This window comes from Promicromonospora noduliphila, from assembly GCF_056951025.1.
In genome coordinates this window covers 2488341-2504948 of sequence record NZ_CM167806.1, presented here as the reverse complement: position 1 = coordinate 2504948, position 16608 = coordinate 2488341, and the positions used below count along the sequence as shown (strand labels likewise).

Genomic DNA, 16608 nt, shown 5'->3' with positions numbered 1-16608 from the left:
CGGAGCTCAGCCCAGGACTCAGCCTGGAGCTCACCCGTCGCGCAGGTAGGCGAGCACGGCCGAGACGCGCCGGTCCGACCGTGGGTCGAGCGGCAGCTTGGCGAAGATGTTCCCGACGTGCTTGCGCACCGCGGCCTCGGACACGAACAGCTCGGCGGCGATCGACCCGTTGGTCCGCCCCTCGGCCATGAGGGCGAGGACCGCCCGCTCACGCTCCGTGAGGGAGGCGAGCGGGCCGTCGTCGCGCCGCCGGCCGAGGAGCCGGCGCACCACCTGCGGGTCGACGACCATCTCGCCCGCGGCCACCCGGGCGAGGCTGTCCAGGAACTCGCGCACGTGCCCGACCCGGTCCTTGAGCAGGTAGCCGATGCCGCCGCCGGGCGCGGAGTCGAGGAGCTCCGCGACGTAGGCGTCGGCGACGTACGCGGACAGCACCAGCACGGCCAGGTCCGGATGACGGCGGCGCAGCTCGGCGGCGGCCCGCAGGCCCTCGTCGGTGTGCGTGGGCGGCATCCGGATGTCGGTGATGACGACGTCCGGCGAGGTGCGTGCGGCGAACGCGAGCAGCGCCTCTGCATCCTCGACCGCCGCGACCACCTCGTGGCCCGCCCGTTCCAGGATCGCCAGCAGGCCCTCGCGGAGCAGGGCGGCGTCCTCGGCGAGCACGATCCTCAGGGAACCGGGCGTCAGGGAACCGGGCATGTCGCTCGCACCTCCGTCGGGCCGCCGGGCGGGCTGGTCACGGACAGCTCGCCGTCGAGCGCCTCGACACGCAGGGCGAGGCCGGCCAGTCCGCCGCCGGGCCGCACGGTCGCGCCGCCGACGCCGTCGTCCAGCACCGTGAGCACGAGGGAGCCGGCCGCGAGACGACCGTGCACCCGCACGGACCGCGCCTCAGCGTGCCGGACCACGTTGGTCAGCGCCTCGCTCACCACGAAGTAGGCCGCCGCCTCGACCGGTCCCGGCAGCCGCCCGGGCAGCCGCACGTCCACGGTCACAGGGACCTCTGCCGCGTCGGCGACCTCGTGCACCGCCGCCTCGACACCATGGTCCACGAGCACCCGCGGGTGGATCCCGCGCACCGTGCTGCGCAGCTCCTCCAGCGCCGCCTCGGCCTGTCCGTGCGCCTCTCGGACCAGGTCGAGGCCGGCACCCTCCGGGATCTCCAGCTCGGCCCGCCCGAGGGTCATCGTGAGGGCCACGAGCCGCTGCTGGGCGCCGTCGTGCAGGTCGCGCTCGATGCGGCGGCGCTCCGTCTCGAAGGCGTCCACGAGGCCGACCCGCGAGCGCCGCAGCTCGGCGACGGCCTTCGTGAGGCGGGCGTGCGGCGGGTCGAGGAGCAGGCGGGCGAGGCTCGCCTGGCCCGCGGCGAGCAGGGTCACCCCGTAGAGGCCGGCCACCAGGAGCAGCAGGCCGGGCCCGACGGCGAGCCACGCCTCGCCCGCGGTGTCGACCTGCCACGGGCCCAGGTCGATGGGGTCACCCGTCCGGATGAGGACCGGGGCCGCCAGCAGGAGCCCGGGGAAGACGACGAGCAGGTTGAGCGCGACGCTGTCGACCACCCACAGCACGACGGCCAGCAGGACCGTGTAGCCGACCTCCGGCCAGGCGACGGGCATGCTGCGTAACGCCCGCAGCCTCGTGGGCCACGGCACGCCGTCCGACGGCGCCGGCGGGCCCATCAGGAGCTGCATCCGGCGGCGTTCGACGACCGCGGCGACCGCGGCGATCACGGGGAGGCCGGCGAGCACGAGCACCCCGACCACGACCACGGCGGTCAGCACACCGACACCAGCGGTCACGAAGAGCGCCGCGGCGACGACGAGCCCCACCGGCACGGTGCTCACCAGGTAGGCCAGGGACCGCCACGGCCAGGACGAGCCGAGGAAGCGCCAGGGGCGACCGCGCAGGGCGGTCCACACGTCGGGTCGCGGTGTCACGGGACGACCCTAGGCATATCGGGGCGCCCCGCGGGGTAGCGCGCACGCTACCCCGCTGTGGCGTGTGGGCCCGGGTGCCGGCGGCGGGCGTGCGGTTCGCTCGTGGCATGACCGTCAGCACCCCCACCCCCACCGCCGCTGATGCCGCAGTCGTCCTCGACGGCATCACGCGCACCTACCGGTCCCGGTCCGGGACGGTGGATGCCCTGCGCGGCGTCACCCACGTCTTCCCGGCCGGGACGTTCACGGCCGTCATGGGCCCCTCCGGCTCGGGCAAGTCCACGCTCATGCAGATCGCCGCTGGCCTGGACCGTCCGAGCAGGGGCGACGTCACGATCGCCGGTATACCGCTGAGGAGCCTGGACCGGACGCGGCTGACCAAGCTGCGCCGCACCACGATGGGCTTCGTGTTCCAGCAGTACAACCTGCTCGACGCCCTGACGGCCTTCGACAATGTCGCTCTCCCCGCCCGGCTCGCCGGGCTGCGCGTCGACCGCGCCGCGGTGCTCGACGCCCTGGACCGGGTGGGGCTGCGCGGCCTGGCCCGGCGGCGCCCGCCCGAGATGTCCGGTGGCCAGCAGCAGCGCGTCGCGATCGCCCGCGCCCTGCATGCCCGCCCCGCCGTGCTGTTCGCGGACGAGCCGACCGGGGCCCTGGACCGGTCGACGGGCCGCGACGTGCTGGCGCTGCTGCGGGCGCTCGCCGACTCGGGCCAGACCGTCGTCATGGTCACTCACGACCCGCTGGCCGCCTCCTATGCCGACGCCGTGCTGTTCCTCGCGGACGGCCTGGTGGTGGGGCAGATGCGGCGCGGCGACCCCACGCAGATCGCGGCGCGGATGACGGAGCTGGAGGGATGATGCTTGCCCACAGCCTCATGACGTTCCGCGACTCCTGGCGGGCGTACGCGGGCGCGATGGTGGCCCTGGCCGGCGGCACCGGTCTGATCGGCCTGGCCGTGAACCTGCTGGGATCCCTCGGCACGACGTCCGGCCAGGCCGAGCTCACGGCCGAGGCCCGCAAGCAGCTCGGCGATCTCGGGTCGCTCTTCGGGTTCATGGCGGGTGTCTCGCTGTTCATGGCGCTGTTCGTGGTGGCGAGCACGTTCGGGTTCGTCGTGGCGACCCGCCGCCGCGAGCTCGGCCTGCTCCGCCTGATCGGCGCGACGCCCTGGCAGGTGCGGCTGCTCCTGCTCGGCGAGGCGGCCGTGGTGGCCGTCGCCGGCACGACGCTCGGTGTGGTCCTGGCGACGGTGGTCACACCCCTGGCGTTCGGCCTGCTGCAGACGACCGGGCTGACGCCGGTGCACCTGACAGCGCCCGGGCCGGAGGCCGCCTGGGCGGCCGCGGCGCCGCTGGGTGCCGGCGTCGCGCTGGTCGGCGCGTGGCGGGCGGGTGCCCGCGCCGGCCGCACCCAGCCCGCCGAGGCGTTCCGCGAGGCGGTGCTGGAACGACGGCGGCCCGGCGTGCTCGAGGCGCTCGCCGCGCTCTCGGCCTTCGTGGCGCTGGTCGCCGCGGCCGTCCTCGCGCCCGAGATGGAGCTGCTCTTCGCGCTGCTGGCAGGGATGCTCCTGCCGGTCGTCGCCGTGGTCGGGATCAACGGCGTGGGCCGGCTGGTCTACCCGGCCCTCGCCGGGCTGGTCGGACGGCTCGTCGCCCACCGTGACCCCGCGGCGCGGCTGGCCCGCGACCACGCCCGCTCGTCGCTGCGCATGACCACGGCGGTGGCCGCGCCGGTCGTGGCCATCTCCGCCATGGCCGGTTCCCTGCTCCTGGCCGTGAGCTTCACCGCGGACTGGACAGAGGGCGCCGACCGGGTCGCGCTGCGGGCCCCGCTCGTGGCGGAGGTGTCGGGCGACGCCCGCCCCGTCGCCGCGGCCCGGGAAGTCGCTGCGGTTCCGGGGGTCACGACCGCCGACGTCCGGCGCACCGCACAGCTCCGGCTCGGACGCGGCGACGACGCGGAGGCCGAGGTCCTCGACGTCGCCGCGGCGGCCGAGGCCCGCAGCCTCCGGGCCGTGCAGGGTTCGCTCGACGACCTGCACGGCGCGGCGATGGCGGTGACCGAGTCCTACGTGACCGACCTCGGCGCACGGGTCGGCGACATCCGGACCCTGCACGTGGGGGGCACGAGCACGAAGGTGACCATCGCCGCCGTCGTGCCCGACGCTCCCGACCTGTGGGCGGACGTCCTGGTGCCGGCGGACCTGCCGGGCGTCGCCCGTGCCGCACGCCCCGTCGGTACGGTGTTCGTGATCCCCGGTGACGGCGCCGACGTCGACACGGTGGCCGCCGCGCTGCGCGAGACGGGCGCCGGAGTGGAGACGGCCGACGAGTGGGTCGGCCGGGTGGTCGGCGAGTCCCGGGAGATGAACGCGGTCGTGCTGTGGGTCATGCTCGGGCCCGCCGGCGTATATGCGACGATCGCCGCGGTGAATGCGATCCTCATCGGGTCCGGGCAGCGGCGCCGCCAGCTCGGCACCGCCCGCCTCCTGGGCGCGACGCCCACGCAGGTGCGCCGGGCGGCCGTCTGGGAGACATGCTTCACCGGCGTCGCGGCCCTGCTCGTGGGCGGCACGATCACCGGCTTCGTCGGGTGGCTCATCCGCCAGGCCGTGGTGCGCGAGGTGCCGGACGCGCCGCTGACGATCCCGTGGCTGCCGTTCGCCGGCATCGTCGCGGCGTGCGCCGTCGTGATGGTCGCGGCCGGCGTGGCGGGAGCCCACGCGGCGACCCGGGAGTAGTCCCGGGGCGGCGCTACGAAGTCCGCGCGGGCCCGCCCGCTCGCGTGGGCCCGCCCGCCCGCGAGGTCGCGCCGTCGCTCACGCGGACGGCGCGACCGCCCGCCCCGTCACCCGCGCGACGACGGCGAGCACGGCGTCCACCGTCTGCTCGAAGTCGAGGTCGCTGGAGTCGACGGTCACCACGCCGTCGGCCGCCACGAGGAACTGGGTCACCTTCGCGTCGTCCTGGTCGCGGCGCAGCACCTGGTCCTTGGTCGCCTCGACGGCGGTGGCGTCGGCCGCGCCGTGCACCTCCAGGGACCGACGGCGCAGGCGCGCCTCCTCCGAGGCGGTGAGCAGCACGCGCACGTCGGCGTCGGGCGCGACGACCGTGGTGATGTCGCGGCCCTCCGCCACGATCCCCCGGCCGCCGGACCGCACCGCCTCGACCGGGCTGGACTCCCGGTCGATGATCTCGCGCTGCAGCCGCTTGAGCTCGGAACGCACCTCGAGGTTGGACGCCACCTTCGACACCGCGCCCGTGACCTCGGCGCTGCGGATCGTCACGGCGACGTCCCGCCCGTCCAGCTCGACACCCGGCGCGGCCGGGTCCAGCCCCATGACCAGCGGCATCGCGCGGACCGCCGCCGTGACCGACGCCGCGTCGTCCAGGTCGGCCGTCTCCATGCTCCACACCGTGGCCGCCCGGTACATGGCGCCCGTGTCGAGGTAGGCCAGGCCGAGCCGCGCCGCGACCGCCTTCGAGACGCTCGACTTGCCGGAGCCCGACGGCCCGTCGATGGCGATCACTACGGGGCTGGTCACAGTGCTGTTCTCCTCAGGGTCCACGGCGGTCAGAATCTCGGGTCTCACAGGTCGACGGCGCTCATCAGGGTGCCGAGCTCCGTCCGGCCGAGCACGCGGGTGCGGCCCGGCTTCAGGTCGCCCAGCGGGATCGGGCCGATCCGGGTGCGCACCAGGCGCGTCACCGGGTGCCCGACGGCGTCGAACATCCGGCGCACGATCCTATTGCGTCCCTCGTGCAGCACGACCTCCAGCATCGCGGACCCCTCGATCTGCTGGAGCACGCGCACGGCGTCCAGCTTGGCGGGGCCGTCCTCCAGCTCGACGCCCTTCAGGAGCTCGCGGCCGGTCCGCGGGTAGATCTCGCCCTCCACCGTCACCAGGTACGTCTTGGCGATCTGGTACTTGGGGTGTGACAGCCGGTTGGCGAGCTCGCCGTCGTTGGTCAGGAGCAGCAGGCCCTCGCTGTCGGCGTCGAGCCGGCCCACGTGGAAGAGGCGCTCCTCGCGGTTCTTGACGAGGTCGGCCACGGTGGGGCGGCCCTTGGGGTCGTCCATGGTCGAGACCACGCCCAGCGGCTTGTTCAGCGCGATGGTCACCTTGGCCTGGTCGAGCTGGATCCGCAGCCCGTCCACGTGCACGACGGCGGTGGCCGGGTCGATCCGCACGCCCAGCTCGGTCACGATCTGCCCGTCCACCTCGACGTGCCCGTTCGCGATGAGCTCTTCGGACGCCCGGCGCGAGCCCAGCCCGGCCTGGGCGAGCACCTTCTGCAGCCGCACGCCGCCCTCGACGTGGACGTCGCGCACCTCCTCGCCGTCCTTGGCTGGCCGACGGCGGGGCGCGTTCGCCTGGGCGCGGCTCTTGGCGGAGCTGCCGCCGCTGAAGTTCCTGCCGCCCTGCCGGCCGGACTGGCTGGGACGGCGGGGCTGCTGGCCGCCACCGGACTCGCGGCGGCTCCCGCCGCGGCGTTCGTTGCTCATGGTTCGTCTCTCGGTACGTCGGGAAATCTCGGAGAAGGCGCTGCGGACCGCGCCGGCGGGCCGCGCCCGGACTAGCTGTCCTGCCCGTCCAGACCGTCGACCGTGTCGAGGTCCGGCAGGTGCGGCGCCAGCGGAGGCAGCTCGTCGAGCGACGAGAAGTCCATCCGCTCCAAGAAGTATCCCGTGGTTCCGAACAGAACCGCACCCGAGCTCGGGTCCTGGCCGATCTCGGCGATCAGCCCGCGCGTCAGCAGCGTCCGCACGACGCCGTCGACGTTCACGCCACGCACCGCACTGACCTGGCCGCGCGTCACGGGCTGACGGTAGGCGATCACCGCGAGCGTCTCCAGGGCGGCCTGGCTCAGCTTCGCCGACTGGCCGTCCAGCACGAAGCGGCCCACCGGGTCCGCGTGGGCGGCGGACGAGTAGATGCGCCAGCCGTCCACCGACCGGCGCAGCTCGAACCCACGCGGCCGCCCGCCGAGGTGGCCCGCGTACTCGTCGGCCAGCTCGTGCAGGATGTCGTCGGTCTCGTCCTGCGTCAGGTTCAGCGCGGCGGCGATCCGGTCGGCGCCGATGGGCGCGTCCGCCACCATGAGCACCGCCTCGACCGCCGCGTGCGCGCCGCCGGGCAGCGTGTGCACGTCGACGAAGGGCAGCTCGTCCTGCGTGGGGGTCTCGGCCGGGGCGTCTGCCTGCGGGGCCTCCGGGGCCTGTTCCTCGACGGTCATGCTCTCGCCTCCGTTCCGGTCTGCTCGGTCTGTGTCTGCGTCGGCTCGTCGTCGGCCCGCGCCCCGCCAGGCTCCTCCCCCGGCTCGGACACGTCGCCCTCGTCGAACTCGCTCGGGCCGGCCTCCGGATCGAGGTACTTGCCGCCGTCCTCGGGCCCGGCGGTCCAGCGCACCGTCAGCTCGCCCAGCGGGCTGACCTGCTCGAACCCGACCAGGGAGTCGCGGAACAGCTCCAGCAGCGCGAGGAACCGGGCGACGGTCACCAGCCGCTCCGTGCCCGCGGTGAGCGCCCGGAAGGTCACGGCGCGCTCCGTCCGCAGCCGCCGCACGATGACGCCCGCCTCCTCGCGCACGCTCACCGCCGACCCGTGCAGGTGCGCCAGCCCCACCACGGGCGGCGGCTTGGGGGCCAGTACCCGCGCGGCGACCTCGGCGAGCTGCTCCCCCGACGTGTCCCAGACCAGCTCCGGCAGGATCGCCGCCAGGTGCGGCTCGAGCGGCGCCAGACGCGGCACGCGGCGTCCGGCCGACGCCATCTGCTCGGCCAGGATCTTCGAGACCTCCTTGTAGGCGCGGTACTGCAGGAGCCGCGCGAACAGCAGGTCGCGGGCCTCCAGCAGCTCCAGGTCCTCGGCGTCCTCCACCACCACGCCCGGCAGCAGGCGGGCGGCCTTGAGGTCGAGGAGGGTCGCCGCGATGACCAGGAACTCGCTGGCCACGCCCAGGTCCCACGACTCGTGCACCTCGCCGCGCGCCGCGGCCTCGCGCGAGGCCCGCTCCGCCTCGCGGATGTGCGCCACGAACTCGTCGGTCACCACGGCGAGCGCCACCTCTGTGACGTCCAGCTCGTGCTTCGCGATGAGCGACAGGAGCAGGTCGAACGGGCCCTCGAAGTTGTGCAGCCGCACCTGGAAGGCGCGGGAGGCGGGGCGCTCGTCGGCGGCGGGCTGCTCGTCGGGCTCCTGCGCCGTCGGCTCCTGGCCGGGCTCCGCCGCCCGGACCGCCGCCTCAGGCGCCTCCGCCTCAGGCAGCGTCGCCACGGGCCACGAGCTCCCGGGCGAGCTGACGGTACGCGGCAGCGCCCGGGTGCCCAGGTGCGTAGGCGGTGATCGGCTCGGCGGCGACCGTGGCGTCGGGGAACTTGACCGTGCGCCCGATGACCGAGTGCAGGAGCGTGTCGCCGAAGGCCTCGTGCACCCGGGCCACGACCTCCCGGGAGTGGAGAGTGCGCGAGTCGTACATGGTGGGCAGGATACCGTCGATCTCCAGGGCCGGGTTGAGTCGGTCCCGCACCTTTTCGATGGTCTCCACCAGCAGCGCGACGCCGCGCAGCGCGAAGAACTCGCACTCCAGCGGGATCAGCACACCGTGCGCGGCGGTCAGGGCGTTCACGGTGAGCAGCCCGAGGCTCGGCTGGCAGTCGATGAGGATGACGTCGTAGTCGTCGACCACCGGGCGCAGCGCGCGGGCCAGCACCGACTCCCTGGCGACCTCGCCGACGAGCTGCACCTCGGCGGCCGACAGGTCGATGTTCGCGGGCAGCACGTCGAGGTTCTCGATCCCGGACGGGATGAGCACGTCCTGGATGTCCACGCCCCGCTCCATGAGCAGGTTGTAGACGGTGACGTCGAGCTCGTGCGGGTTCACGCCGATGCCGACCGAGGCGGCGCCCTGCGGGTCGAAGTCCACCAGCAGCACCTTGCGGCCGTACTCCGCGAGCGACGCGCCGAGGTTGATCGTCGTGGTGGTCTTGCCGACCCCGCCCTTCTGGTTGCACATCGCGATGATGCGCGCGGGCCCGTGACTGGTGAGGGGCGCCGGCTCCGGCAGCTCCGGCATGACGCGGCCTACGACGTCGCGCACGATCTCCGCGTCCGTGGGTGCGCCGACGACCGTCTTGCCGAGAAGAATGTCGGTCATCGTGCTCGCTCCCTCCTGGCTGGGTGCCTCGCTCACGCCCGCCACGCTATACCAGAGTCGGGTGCGGCAGCCGCGAAAGGCCCGGCGTGGCGCTCTTCGGCCGCAGAGCCGCTACCTGGCTCGCGGGTGGGCCGCCGCGTAGACCTCGCGCAGCGCGTCCGGGGTGACCATCGTGTAGATCTGCGTGGTCGTGACCGACGCGTGCCCGAGCAGCTCCTGGACCACGCGCACGTCCGCACCGCCGGACAGCAGGTGGGTGGCGAACGAGTGCCGCAGGGTGTGCGGCGAGACGTGCTCCGTGAGGCCCGCGCGCGCGGCGGCCGACTGCAGCGCGGCCCACGCCGTCTGCCGGGACATCCGCGCACCGCGCGTGTTGAGGAACAGGGCGGGCGTGCCGCGGCCGGCGGCGGCCAGCGCCGGACGCGACCGGACCAGGTAGGCCTCCAGCGCCTCACGCGCGAACGAGCCGACCGGCACCGCCCGCTCCTTCGAACCCTTGCCGAGCAGCCGGACGACGGCGGGGTCGCTCACGCCGTCGACGTCGAGGCCCACGATCTCGGAGATCCGCGCGCCGGTGGCGTACAGCAGCTCCAGCAGCGCCCGGTCGCGCAGGGGCAGCGGCCCGTCGCCGGTGCCCGCCGCGTCGAGCAGCCCGGCGACATCGTCGACGGACAGCGCGTGCGGCAGGCGGCGGAGCTGGGTGGGGGCGCGCACCTCGGCGGACGGGTCGTCCGCGGCCAGGCCCTCGGCCTGCGCGAACCGGTGCCAGCCCCGCACGGCGGCCAGCGCCCGCGCGGTGGACGACGGCGACAGCGGCCGGCCGCCGTCGGACCCGCCGCGCACGGCCTCGACGAAGCCCGTGACGTCGGGCTCCCGCACCCCGGCCAGGCCCGGCCGGCCGAGCGACTCCAGGAAGCCCACGTACCGCACCAGGTCGCGGCGGTAGGCCGCGACGGTGTTGGCCGAGAGGCCGCGCTCCACGCTCAGGTGCGCGAGGTAGTCCGCGAGCGCCCGCTCGAACCGGGGCCCAACGGCGTCGGACGGCGGGGCCGCGGCGGGCGCGAGCAGGGTCCTGCGGGACGACGGGAGGCGGGCCAGGGCGGTGGACACCGCCCCATCATGCCGAGCGCGGCCCGCGAGGCGAGCGGGCCACGCCGGAAGAACGGCGGACGGCGCCAGGAACGGGCGGCGAGCACCGGCCGAGTAGCCGATACCGCCCGGGGTTGTGTTGCGCTCGGTCGACAACGTCTACTGTCCGCAACACACTCCCGCGAGGAATCCCGGCTCGGACGGTCGCCGGATCAGGACGGGTTGATCCCGAAGAGCTCCGCGCGCGAGCGGATCACCTGCGCGCGGGCGAGGCGCGGCTTGTCGCTGCCGTCGCGGATCACGGAGCCCGCCGCCTCGAACTCGGCGAAGAAGTCGACGGCCCAGGCCACGTCGGACGACGTCGGCGCGAAGGACTCGTTGATGACCGCAGGCTGCTCGAAGTCCAGGCAGAGCTTGCCGGTCATGCCGAGGTTGACGGCGTCGGCAGACTGCTCGCGCAGCAGCGCGTGCGACGAGCCGACGGTGGGGCCGTCCACGGGGCCGGGCAGGCCGCCGATGCGGCTCGCGACCACGAGGCGCGTGCGGGGGTAGGCCATGGCCATGGGCTCGTTGGCCGCGCCGGTGTCGCGGCGGTAGTCGCCCGACCCGAACGCGAGGCGGAAGGCGCCGCGCGCCCGCGCGATGTTGACGGCCTCCTCGATGCCGAGGGCCGACTCGACGAGCGGGATCACCGGCACGTCGCCGCCGAGCCGCTGCGCGGTGTCGATGACGTCGTCGGCGCTCTCGGTCTTGGCCAGCATCACGCCGTTGAGCCCCTTGAGGCCGCGCAGGTACGCGACGTCGTCGGCCCACGACGCGGCCTGCCGGTCGTTGATCCGCACCCAGGCGCTGCCGCCGTTCTTGATCCACCGGATGACGTTCTCGCGCGCCTCGTCCTTGAGGGAGTCGTCGATGGCGTCCTCGCAGTCGAGGATGACCTGGTCCGCGCGGGAGAGCTGGGCCTTGTCGAAGCTCTCGGCGCGCATCGCGGACAGCAGGAGCCACGAGCGCGCGTAGTCGGGCGCGACGCGCGACTTCTCGCGCGCGGCCCGCCGCGGGGCGAGGTCGGTCTCGGGGACGACGGCGGACGCCGCCGGCAGGCCCGAGGAGTAGCTCCCCGACTGGTCGGCGGGCGCGGCGGTTCGGTCGGCTGGGGTCTGGGTCACCCGCTCAGCGTAGGCCGGGGTTCCGGACCTACCGAATCATGACCGACGCTTTCATCGTGGGCAGCCGGGCCGCCGTGGCGTCACCGGGTGGCGTCCCACTCCCAGCCGTACCCCTCCTTGTGCCGCACGGCCACTGCGGCCAGCGGCCCGACGTCCGGCAGCGTGACGGTGGTGGTCACGCTGCCCCCGTCCGTGAGGTTGCCCCACGTCCAGAACGTGTCCTGCGCCGTCGCGTCCTCCGGACGGCTGGGCCGGGCGGTGCCGTCCGTCCCGACGGCGGAGATCTCCAGCCACGCGCTCGGGGTCGGGGTGCCGTAGGCGCTCGTCCCCGCCTGGTCGCACGAGAGCGTCACCGTGGCCAGCCGGCCCCGCACGTCGTCGACGCTGGCGAACCAGCACGAGTCCTCGCCGAGGCGCTGCCGGGTCCCCAGCGGCCACGGGCTGCCCCGGCTCCCGTCCCGGCCCGTGACCTGCTCCGCCCCAGGGACCGGGCTCTCGGCGACCGGCGTCGGTCCCGTGCCGACGGGTTCGGCCCCGTCATCGTCGTCGAGCCACTGCCAGACGCCGAACCCCGCGGCGGACAGCGCCAGGGCCCCGGCGAGGGTGGCACCGAGCCGCCGGCTCGCGGCGCGCCGAGATGCCCGCGTGCCGCCGGTCCGCGCGGCGCGCACCGGCGCGTGGGCCGGCCGGTCCGTGCCGGGTCTTCCCGCTCCGGGCCGCGCCGTGCCAGGCCCCGCCATGCCGGACCCGACCGTGCCGGGCCGCTCCGTGCGAGCCCCGCCCGTGCCGGCGCCGCCCGCACTCGGCCCGCCGGTACCAGCAGCGGGACCGGCCGACACGTACGGACCGAGCGACCGCAGGATGACGTCGAGGGACGGCCGCCGCGCCGGGTCCTTGACCAGGCAGGCGTCGAGGAGCGGGCGCAGGTAGGCGGGGCTGTCGTCGTAGGACGGGTCCTCGGCCGAGACCTGGTACAGCACCACGGCCGGATGCGTCCCGCCGAAGAGGTGGTTGCCGGTGGCCGCGTAGTAGGCCAGCGCGCCCAGCGCCCAGACGTCGGCGGCCGCCGTCGCCCGGTCCGCCATGGCCTGCTCCGGGGCCATGTACATCGGGGTGCCGACCGGCTGACCCGTCATGGTCAGCTTCGTCACGTCGAGCGCGTCGATGGCCGCGACCACACCCAGGTCGATCAGGCACGGGCCGTCGGGCCCGAGGATCACGTTGGCCGGCTTGACGTCGCGGTGCACCAGGCCCACGCCGTGGATGGTGTGCAGCGCCTCCGCTACCCCCGCCACCAGGTTCAGCACGGCGTCCTGGGACAGCGGGCCGTGCACCTTGAGCGCCTGCGCGAGCGTCGGCCCCGCGATGTACTCGGTGGCGAGCCACGGGCTGCCCGCGTCCAGGTCGGCGTCGACGAGGTTGGCGACGAACCGGCTGCGCACCTTGGTCGCCGCGCGCACCTCGCGGCGGAACCGGGCGCGGAACTCCTGGTCGTCGAGCTGGGCGCCCCGGATCAGCTTGATCGCCACCTGCTGCCCGTCGCGCCCCGTGCCGAGGTAGACGTCCCCCATGCCGCCGCTGCCGAGCTTGCTCCGCACCCGGAACGGTCCGATCGTGCGCGGGTCGCCGCGGCCCAGCGCCGTCGGCTCCGGTGCGGGGAGGGTCCACTGCGCAAGCGACTCTTGCAACACCGGACGATCCCCCTGCTCTCACGGCACGAGCCGGATATATGCGGCACGGACGTTCGGGATGCTACCCCACCGGAACTGACGGGTCCCGGAAAGTACGGCAGCCGATCAGCCGGCTCGGAAGGGCAGGAATCAGAAGGGCAGGAACACGTCCACGGCCACCGCCACGAAGAGCAGCGACAGGTACGTGATCGACGCGTGGAACACCTTCATGGCGCCCAGCTTGCCGCTCGCCCGGCCCTGCGCCCGGCGCAGCATCGCGATCGTGGACCAGAGGAACCACCCGCCCAGCCCGGCGGCCACCACGGTGTACACCCACGACATGCCGGCCAGCGGGGTCAGCAGCAGCGAGCAGGCGATCATCGCGAGCGTGTAGCCCACCATCTCGGCGGCCACGCGCTTGTCGTCGCTGACCACGGGCAGCATCGGCACGTTCGCGTTCGCGTAGTCCTTCTTGAACTTGATCGACAGCGGCCAGTAGTGCGGCGGCGTCCAGAAGAAGATGATGCCGAACAGCGCGAGCGCCGCCCAGCTCAGCCCGCCCGTCACGGACGCCCAGCCGATGAACACCGGCATGCAGCCCGCGATGCCGCCCCACACGATGTTCTGCGGCGTGCGGCGCTTGAGGATCATCGTGTAGCCGACGACGTAGATCGCGATGGCGGCCAGCGTGAGCCACATCGCCGCCCAGTTGATGACCAGCCCGAACCACGCGAGCGACAGCAGCCCGAGGATCGAGGCGAACACGAGCCCGGCGCGCGGCGAGATCTCCCCCGTGGCCAGCGGGCGCCGCTTGGTCCGGTTCATGATCTGGTCGATATCGCGGTCCCACCACATGTTGAACGCGTTGGCGCTGCCCGCCGCGCCGGCCCCGCCCACGAGGGTGCCGAGGATCAGCCAGAAGTTCGGCAGGCCGTCGGCGGCCAGGATCATGGTGGGCACCGTCGTCACGAGCAGCAGCTCGATGACCCGCGGCTTGGTCAGCGCGACGTACGCGCCGGCGCGCCGCAGGAACCAGCCCCCCGGACGCTGCTCGACGCCGTCGCGGGGCGCCTGCGGACCGGACGTCTGGGGACGCGCGGTCTGGCCGTTCGTCGTCTGGCTCGTTCTCACGCGCGTCGCAGTTCCGTTCGGGAGGGTCCTGAGGTCGATAACACACCTGGTGGGCCCTGATGCCGCCCCGGTGCGTGCCCATGGTACGTCCCGGCGTGACCCGGGCGCGCACCGCATTCCCGTCGGGGCGTGTGAGATTTGTCCTCGGTCCTAGGACGAACAGAGCGTGGACAGGCCTGCGCGGGGGCTGGTGTGCGCGTATAGGGTTGATTTCGTTATCGAACGAAGGGCGGCCGGCATCCCGCCGCCGCCGCAGCACGCCGCGCGGCTCTCCGGCCCGCACCCGGGCAGGACGAGGACCGGCGGCGGAGAGAAAGAGGACTCGTGAACGCTTTCGACCCCGTGCTGAAGCCCCTGGAGTGGTCGGAGCTCGACGAGCGGGCGGTCAAGGCCATCAAGGCGCTGGCCGCGGACGCCGTCGAGAAGGTGGGCAACGGACACCCCGGCACCGCGATCTCGCTCGCGCCGGCCGCGTACCTCCTCTTCCAGAAGACCATGCGGCACGACCCGTCGGACCCGCACTGGCAGGGCCGCGACCGGTTCGTGCTGAGCGCCGGCCACTCGTCCCTGACGATCTACCTGCAGCTCTTCCTCGCGGGCTACGGCCTGGAGATGGAGGACATCGCCGCTCTGCGCACCTGGGGCTCCAAGACCCCGGGCCACCCGGAGTACGGCCACACCGCCGGCGTCGAGATCACGACCGGCCCGCTGGGCCAGGGCCTCGCCTCCGCCGTCGGCATGGCGTTCGCCTCCCGGCGCGAGCGCGGCCTGCTGGACCCGGCCGCCGCCCCCGGCGAGTCGCCCTTCGACCACCACGTGTACGTCATCGCGTCCGACGGCGACCTGCAGGAGGGCGTGACCTCTGAGGCCTCGTCGCTCGCGGGCCACCAGCAGCTCGGCAACCTGATCCTGATCTGGGACGACAACAAGATCTCGATCGAGGACGACACCAACATCGCGTTCACCGAGGACGTCCTGAAGCGCTACGAGGCCTACGGCTGGCACACCCAGCGCGTGGACTGGACCTCCGGCGACGGCGGCTACGCCGAGGACACCGACGCGCTCGCCGCCGCCATCGACGCGGCGAAGGCCGAGACCGGCAAGCCCTCGATCATCGCGCTGCGCACCATCATCGGCTGGCCGGCGCCCACCAAGCAGAACACGGGCGGCATCCACGGCTCGGCCATGGGCGCCGACGAGGTCAAGGGCCTCAAGGCGGCGCTCGGCCTCGACCCGGAGGCGTCGTTCGTGGTCGACGACGACGTGCTCGCCTACACCCGCGCCGTCGGCGAGCGCCAGGCCGCCCGGCGCGAGGCCTGGGAGTCCGCGTTCGCGGACTGGAAGGACGCGAACCCCCAGGCCGCTGCCCTGCTGGCCCGCCTGCGCGCGAACGAGCTGCCGGAGGGCTGGGCCGACGCCCTGCCCGAGTTCGAGGCGAGCGAGAAGGGCGTGGCGACCCGTGCGGCGTCGGGCAAGGTGCTCACGGCCCTCGCGGACGTGCTGCCGGAGCTGTGGGGCGGCTCGGCCGACCTGGCCGGCTCCAACAACACGACCATGGACGGCGTGCCGTCGTTCGTGCCGACGGAGCACGCGACCAAGAAGTTCCCGGGCGACCCGTACGGCCGCACGCTGCACTTCGGCATCCGCGAGCACGCCATGGGCTCGATCCTGAACGGCATCGTGCTGCACGGCCTGACGCGGCCGTACGGCGGCACGTTCCTGCAGTTCTCGGACTACATGCGCGCGTCGGTCCGCCTGGCCGCGCTGATGAGCATCCCCACCACGTTCGTGTGGACGCACGACTCGATCGGCCTGGGCGAGGACGGCCCGACCCACCAGCCCGTCGAGCACCTGGCGGCGCTGCGGGCCATCCCGAACCTCGACGTCGTCCGCCCGGCCGACGCGAACGAGACCGCCTGGGCGTGGCGCGGCATCCTCGAGAACACGAAGAACCCGGCCGGCCTGGTGCTGACCCGGCAGAACGTGCCGACCTACCCGCGCGGCACGGACGGCTTCGCCTCCGCCGAGGGCACCCTCAGGGGCGGCTACACCCTGCTGGACACCGACGGCACGCCCGACGTCGTCCTGGTGGGCACCGGCTCCGAGGTGCAGCTCGCCGTCGCGGCGCGCGAGATCCTCGCGGGCGACGGCATCAGGGCGCGCGTGGTCTCGATGCCCTCGCGCGAGTGGTTCGACAAGCAGGACGAGGCCTACCGCGAGTCGGTCATCCCGTCCGCCGTCAAGGCGCGCGTCTCGGTCGAGGCGGGCGTGGCACAGGGCTGGCGCGAGGTGGTCGGCGACGCCGGCCGCATCGTCTCGCTCGAGCACTACGGCGCGTCGGCGGACTACAAGACGCTCTTCACCGAGTACGGCATCACGGCCGAGGCAGTGGCCCAGGCCGCCAAGGAGTCCATCGAGGCGGCGTCCTGAGCCGTTCGGTGACCAACGGACA

General features: G+C 74.0%; 14 protein-coding genes. 3 read left to right on the top strand and 11 right to left on the bottom strand.

Annotated features, from left to right (window positions below; all coding sequences use genetic code 11):
* Positions 1-30 precede the first annotated feature (30 nt).
* Entirely contained in the window at positions 31-702 is a 672-nt protein-coding gene (locus AC0QU1_RS10975; RefSeq protein WP_483576409.1) for a response regulator, read from the bottom strand.
* Entirely contained in the window at positions 687-1940 is a 1254-nt protein-coding gene (locus AC0QU1_RS10970; protein ID WP_483576408.1) for a sensor histidine kinase, read from the bottom strand. The genes AC0QU1_RS10975 and AC0QU1_RS10970 overlap by 16 nt, the downstream gene beginning before the upstream one ends.
* A 107-nt stretch (positions 1941-2047) precedes the next feature.
* Between AC0QU1_RS10970 and AC0QU1_RS10965 the strand changes: the two genes are divergently transcribed.
* Positions 2048-2800, top strand: coding sequence for an ABC transporter ATP-binding protein (locus tag AC0QU1_RS10965; RefSeq protein WP_483576407.1), 753 nt, complete (start codon positions 2048-2050; stop codon positions 2798-2800).
* Positions 2797-4683, top strand: coding sequence for an FtsX-like permease family protein (locus AC0QU1_RS10960; protein ID WP_483576406.1), 1887 nt, complete (start codon positions 2797-2799; stop codon positions 4681-4683). Before AC0QU1_RS10965 ends, AC0QU1_RS10960 begins: the two co-directional genes overlap by 4 nt.
* Positions 4684-4761: 78 nt before the next feature.
* Here the strand turns inward: AC0QU1_RS10960 and cmk are convergent, their stop codons facing one another.
* From cmk to AC0QU1_RS10915, 9 genes are all read right to left on the bottom strand, one after another.
* On the bottom strand, positions 4762-5487 hold the full coding sequence (gene cmk / locus AC0QU1_RS10955) for a (d)CMP kinase (RefSeq protein ID WP_483576405.1): 726 nt from the start codon (positions 5485-5487) through the stop codon (positions 4762-4764).
* Between the two features lie 44 nt (positions 5488-5531).
* A complete protein-coding gene (locus tag AC0QU1_RS10950) occupies positions 5532-6449 on the bottom strand; it encodes a pseudouridine synthase (protein ID WP_483576404.1) in 918 nt (305 codons plus the stop codon).
* A 71-nt stretch (positions 6450-6520) separates the two neighbouring features.
* The gene (scpB, locus tag AC0QU1_RS10945) at positions 6521-7180 is read right to left on the bottom strand and encodes an SMC-Scp complex subunit ScpB (protein ID WP_483576403.1); all 660 of its coding nucleotides are present in this window, start codon (positions 7178-7180) and stop codon (positions 6521-6523) included.
* Positions 7177-8220: a segregation and condensation protein A gene (locus AC0QU1_RS10940; protein WP_483576402.1), complete on the bottom strand. Its 1044-nt coding sequence runs from the start codon at positions 8218-8220 to the stop codon at positions 7177-7179. Before AC0QU1_RS10940 ends, scpB begins: the two co-directional genes overlap by 4 nt.
* Positions 8204-9100 (bottom strand): ParA family protein, encoded by an 897-nt coding sequence (locus tag AC0QU1_RS10935; RefSeq protein WP_483576674.1) that lies wholly within the window; start codon positions 9098-9100, stop codon positions 8204-8206. Before AC0QU1_RS10935 ends, AC0QU1_RS10940 begins: the two co-directional genes overlap by 17 nt.
* Positions 9101-9211: 111 nt before the next feature.
* Positions 9212-10168 (bottom strand): site-specific tyrosine recombinase XerD, encoded by a 957-nt coding sequence (gene xerD / locus AC0QU1_RS10930; RefSeq protein WP_483576673.1) that lies wholly within the window; start codon positions 10166-10168, stop codon positions 9212-9214.
* A gap of 233 nt (positions 10169-10401) precedes the next feature.
* The gene (locus AC0QU1_RS10925) at positions 10402-11187 is read right to left on the bottom strand and encodes an HpcH/HpaI aldolase/citrate lyase family protein (protein WP_483576672.1); all 786 of its coding nucleotides are present in this window, start codon (positions 11185-11187) and stop codon (positions 10402-10404) included.
* Between the two features lie 248 nt (positions 11188-11435).
* Entirely contained in the window at positions 11436-13043 is a 1608-nt protein-coding gene (locus AC0QU1_RS10920) for a serine/threonine-protein kinase (protein ID WP_483576401.1), read from the bottom strand.
* A gap of 132 nt (positions 13044-13175) precedes the next feature.
* Entirely contained in the window at positions 13176-14156 is a 981-nt protein-coding gene (locus AC0QU1_RS10915; RefSeq protein ID WP_483576400.1) for a heme o synthase, read from the bottom strand.
* Between the two features lie 324 nt (positions 14157-14480).
* Here AC0QU1_RS10915 and tkt point away from each other — a divergent pair, with 324 nt between their 5' ends.
* Positions 14481-16586, top strand: a complete 2106-nt coding sequence (tkt, locus tag AC0QU1_RS10910) for a transketolase (RefSeq protein WP_483576399.1) — start codon at positions 14481-14483, stop codon at positions 16584-16586.
* Positions 16587-16608: the final 22 nt, after the last annotated feature.

Coding starts and splice junctions, on each gene's coding strand:
- scpB (WP_483576403.1), bottom strand. CDS start 7,180: ATGACCGTCGAGGAACAGGCCCCGGAGGCCCCGCAGGCAGACGCCCCG.
- AC0QU1_RS10935 (WP_483576674.1), bottom strand. CDS start 9,100: ATGACCGACATTCTTCTCGGCAAGACGGTCGTCGGCGCACCCACGGAC.
- AC0QU1_RS10950 (WP_483576404.1), bottom strand. CDS start 6,449: ATGAGCAACGAACGCCGCGGCGGGAGCCGCCGCGAGTCCGGTGGCGGC.
- AC0QU1_RS10975 (WP_483576409.1), bottom strand. CDS start 702: ATGCCCGGTTCCCTGACGCCCGGTTCCCTGAGGATCGTGCTCGCCGAG.
- AC0QU1_RS10965 (WP_483576407.1), top strand. CDS start 2,048: ATGACCGTCAGCACCCCCACCCCCACCGCCGCTGATGCCGCAGTCGTC.
- AC0QU1_RS10960 (WP_483576406.1), top strand. CDS start 2,797: ATGATGCTTGCCCACAGCCTCATGACGTTCCGCGACTCCTGGCGGGCG.